This is a genomic window from Terriglobales bacterium, from assembly GCA_035624475.1.
Classification (GTDB): domain Bacteria; phylum Acidobacteriota; class Terriglobia; order Terriglobales; family Acidobacteriaceae; genus DASPRL01.
Genome location: DASPRL010000102.1, coordinates 1 through 3,778, shown reverse-complemented (window position 1 = coordinate 3,778; position 3,778 = coordinate 1). Strand labels below are relative to the sequence as shown.

Here is a 3,778-nt window from a genome sequence, read left to right as displayed (position 1 = left end):
CGAACGAGATCCCGAAGCTCTACAGGTCTACCGCCACTCGTCCGCGCACCTGCTTGCCGCCGCTGTCCTCGAGCTCTTCCCCGAAACTAAGCTCGGCCACGGCCCCGCCACCGAACACGGCTTCTTCTACGACTTCTACCGCCCCACCCCCTTCACCCCCGAGGACCTGGAGCGCATCGAGAAGAAGATGCAGGAGCTGGTCGCGCAGGACATCCCCTACGCGCAGGACTTCCTGCCGCGCAAGGAGGGGCTGGAGAGGTTCAAGAGCGAGGGCGACTTCATGAAGTGCCATTTCATCGAGCAGTTCACCGCGCCCGATGAGAAGATCTCGCTCTACCGCACCGGCAAGTTCGTGGACTTCTGCCGCGGCCCCCACATCCCCTCCACCGGGCGCATCAAGGCCTTCAAGCTGCTCAGCATCGCCGGCGCCTACTGGCTGGGCGACGAGAAGAACCCGCAACTGCAGCGCATCTACGGCACCAGCTTCTATTCCAAGAAGGAGCTGGACGAGTACCTGCACCGCATGGAGGAGGCCCGCAAGCGCGACCACCGCGTGCTGGGCAAGCAGCTCGACCTGTTCTCCATCCAGGAGCTGGCGGGGCCGGGGCTCATCTTCTGGCATCCCAAGGGCGGCATCATCCGCAAGGAGATGGAGGACTGGCTGCGCGCCGAGTACCTCAAGCGCGGCTACTCCCTGGTCTACACCCCGCATGTCTTCCGCCGCCACATGTGGGAGGTCAGCGGGCACGAGGGCTTCTACGCCCAGAATATGTTCACCCCCATGGAGCTGGAGGACGCCGAGTACCGCGTCAAGCCCATGAACTGCCCGGGGCACATCCTCATCTACAAGGACCAGTTGCGCTCCTACCGCGACCTGCCGGTGCGCCTGGGCGAATTGGGCACCGTCTACCGCTACGAGCGCTCGGGAGTGATGCACGGGCTGCTGCGGGTGCGCGGCTTCACCCAGGACGACGCCCACATCTTCTGCACCCCGCAGCAGATCGAAGACGAGATCGACGGCTGCCTCGACTTCGCCGAGGCCGTGCTCAAGGTTTACGGCTTCACCGAATTCAACGCCGAACTCTCCATCTGGGACAAGAACGACCGCAAGTCCTACGCCGGCTCGGACGCCAACTGGGAACTGGCCATCCGCTCATTGGAGAAGGCGCTGCAGCGCCGCAACATCCCTTACAAGACCATGCCCGGCGAGGCCGTCTTCTACGGCCCCAAGATCGACGTCAAGCTGGTGGACGCCATCGGGCGCCCCTGGCAGCTCTCCACCGTGCAGTTCGACTTCAACCTGCCCGAGCGCTTCGGGCTGGAGTACGTGGGCGAGGACGGCGCGCGCCACCAGCCCCTCATGGTGCACCGCGCCCTCTACGGCTCCATCGAGCGCTTCTTCGGAGTGCTGATCGAGCATTACGCCGGGGCCTTCCCGGTGTGGCTGTCGCCGGTGCAGGTGGTCTTGATCCCCATCAGCGAGCGGCACGCGGAGTACGCGGGCTCGGTGGCGCGGCAGCTCGAGGCCGCCGGGGTGCGCGTGCACGTGGACGCCCGGCCGGAGAAGATGAACGCCAAGATCCGCGAGCACGCCCTGCAGAAGGTGCCCTTCCTGCTGATCGTGGGCGACAAGGAAGCCGAGGCGGGCAAGGTCAATGTCCGCACCCGCGGCAAAGAGAAGACCGAGGACATGGCGGCGGGGGAGTTCGTGGCCCGGGTGAAGGACCTCATCGCCACCAAGGCGACGACGCTCTAGCGGCGGCGCAGGGCGATGTCGCGGTAGATCATCTCCAGGATGCGCATGCGGTCGGCCGAGCCCATGCCCAGGAACTCGGCGCCCATGCGGTCGGAGACCACGTTGCGCACCACCGCCCGCGCCCGGAACCAGTCGGCGACGGGGGAATCAGGCTTGAAGCGCAGCTCCAGGGTGGCGCCCACCGGCCACACCTGCGGGCCTTTGAAGCCGATGCCGGTCTCGCTGATGTCCACCCCCAGGCCGTCGGCCTGGGCGTCGCCCTCGCCGTAGCGGACCTGGAGAGCGGTGCGCCAGCGCGGGCAGCCGCGGCGATCGGGTCCGCCGCTTCCGTTTTGGAGTCCTGTCGCCATGCCCGGCCTCAGAGAGCCGGCGGGGTCGCCGGCTTCATGCGTTCCCGCCCCGCCCCGTCATGCCCCGGTGGATCATCTCCTGGATGCGGGTGCGGTCGAACATGCCCAGGCCGACGAATTCCGCTCCCATGCGGTCGCGGCCGCAGTGGCGGACGACGCCGCGGGCCTTGAACCACTCCACCGGCGCCCCCTGGCGGAAGTGGATCTCGATGTCGCTGCCCACGGGATAGCTGACGCCCCCCGTGAAGCCGATGCCGCGCTCGCTGATGTCCAGGGCGCGGCCGCGCGCCAGTTGCCGGGCCCCGTAGAGCACTTCCAGGTCGGTGGGCCAGCGCGGATGCACCCGCGCTTCCATCGTCCCGGTCCCGCCTTGTTCACCACCCATAGGCGCCTCGCCTGACCACGCGCTGGGCCTCGGTTCCTGAACCAGAGAGGGTAACCTCTCCGGTGCAAAATGGTACATGTCCGTATGGGGGAATGCACCATGCCGGAGGGTCATGTACTTTAGTAACTAGGCTACCCCTGCGGTTAGAATCAATCCACCATGAAGCTGCGCATCGCCTGGGTGGGCAAGACCCGCTCCGCCGCCATTAACTCCTTGACTGCAGAGTACTTACAGCGCCTGGCCCGCTACCTGCCCACAGAGTCGCAGGAGTTCGCGAGCGAGGCGACGCTGCTGGCCTCGCTGGAGCGCTCTGCCGGGCGCACCCGCCCGCTCTCGGTGCTGCTGGACCAGCGCGGCCGCCAGCTCACCAGCGAGGAGTTCGCCGAGCTGCTGCGCGACCAGCAGGACCGCGGCACCCAGTGGCTGATCTTCGCGGTGGGCCCCGCCAACGGCTTCTCCCAGGAGGCCCGCCGCTCCGCCGACCTGGTCCTCTCCTTCGGCAAGATGACCCTGGCCCACGAACTGGCGCGCGTGGTTTTGCTGGAACAGCTCTACCGGGCGTTTACAATCCTGAAAGGACACCCATACCACACGGGTCACTCGTGACCCATGTGGTATGGAAGGTTTCAAGGTTTCAGAGTTTCAAGGTTTCAAAGTGAAGTCGCTTTGGCCTTGAAGCCTTGAAACCTTGAAACTTTGAAACCTATGCCCGACATTCGCAAAGGCCTGATCATCGTGCACACCGGCCCCGGCAAGGGCAAGACCACGGCCGCTCTGGGCACCGCCCTGCGCGCCGTGGGCCAGGGCCTGAAGGTCCTCATGCTGCAGTTCCTCAAGGGCTCCTGGCACTACGGCGAGCTGGACGCGGTGCAGGCCTTCGGCGACAAGTTCGTTCTCAAGCAGATGGGCCGCGGCTTCGTGAAGGTGGGTGGGGCCGAGCCCGACCCCGAGGATGTGCGCCTGGTCGAGGAAGCCTGGAAAGAGGCCGAGCAGGCCATCCAATCCGGGCAGTGGGACCTGGTCATCCTGGACGAGATCAACTACGCCATCAGCTACAAGATGCTGGATCCGGCGCGGGTGGTCGCGGCGCTGAAGAAGAAGCCGGAGCGGGTGCATGTCATCTTGACGGGGCGCAACGCCCATCCGGCAATCGTGGAGCTGGCCGACACCGTCACCGAGATGCGCCAGGTCAAGCACGCCTACGAGAAGGGCGTGGAGGCGCAGCGCGGCATCGAGTACTAGCCCGCCGCCCCGGCCGGCCTTGCTTTCTATATACTGTCCTCTTGC

Annotated in this window: 5 protein-coding genes; 3 read left to right on the top strand and 2 right to left on the bottom strand. The window is 66.1% G+C overall.

Going from position 1 to position 3,778, the window contains the following annotated elements; all coding sequences use genetic code 11:
- Positions 1-1,756: threonine--tRNA ligase (gene thrS / locus VEG08_04585; protein HXZ27261.1), on the top strand; the 1,756-nt coding region annotated here is incomplete at its 5' end.
- Here thrS and VEG08_04580 read toward each other — a convergent pair.
- The gene (locus VEG08_04580) at positions 1,753-2,106 is read right to left on the bottom strand and encodes a PilZ domain-containing protein (GenBank protein HXZ27260.1); all 354 of its coding nucleotides are present in this window, start codon (positions 2,104-2,106) and stop codon (positions 1,753-1,755) included. The two genes, thrS and VEG08_04580, sit on opposite strands and share 4 nt — an antisense overlap.
- A 34-nt stretch (positions 2,107-2,140) precedes the next feature.
- The gene (locus VEG08_04575; protein HXZ27259.1) at positions 2,141-2,491 is read right to left on the bottom strand and encodes a PilZ domain-containing protein; all 351 of its coding nucleotides are present in this window, start codon (positions 2,489-2,491) and stop codon (positions 2,141-2,143) included.
- Between the two features lie 159 nt (positions 2,492-2,650).
- Here VEG08_04575 and VEG08_04570 point away from each other — a divergent pair, with 159 nt between their 5' ends.
- The gene (locus tag VEG08_04570) at positions 2,651-3,097 is read left to right on the top strand and encodes a 23S rRNA (pseudouridine(1915)-N(3))-methyltransferase RlmH (protein ID HXZ27258.1); all 447 of its coding nucleotides are present in this window, start codon (positions 2,651-2,653) and stop codon (positions 3,095-3,097) included.
- Between the two features lie 99 nt (positions 3,098-3,196).
- Complete coding sequence (gene cobO / locus VEG08_04565; GenBank protein ID HXZ27257.1) at positions 3,197-3,733, top strand: cob(I)yrinic acid a,c-diamide adenosyltransferase; 537 nt, start codon at positions 3,197-3,199, stop codon at positions 3,731-3,733.
- Positions 3,734-3,778: the final 45 nt, after the last annotated feature.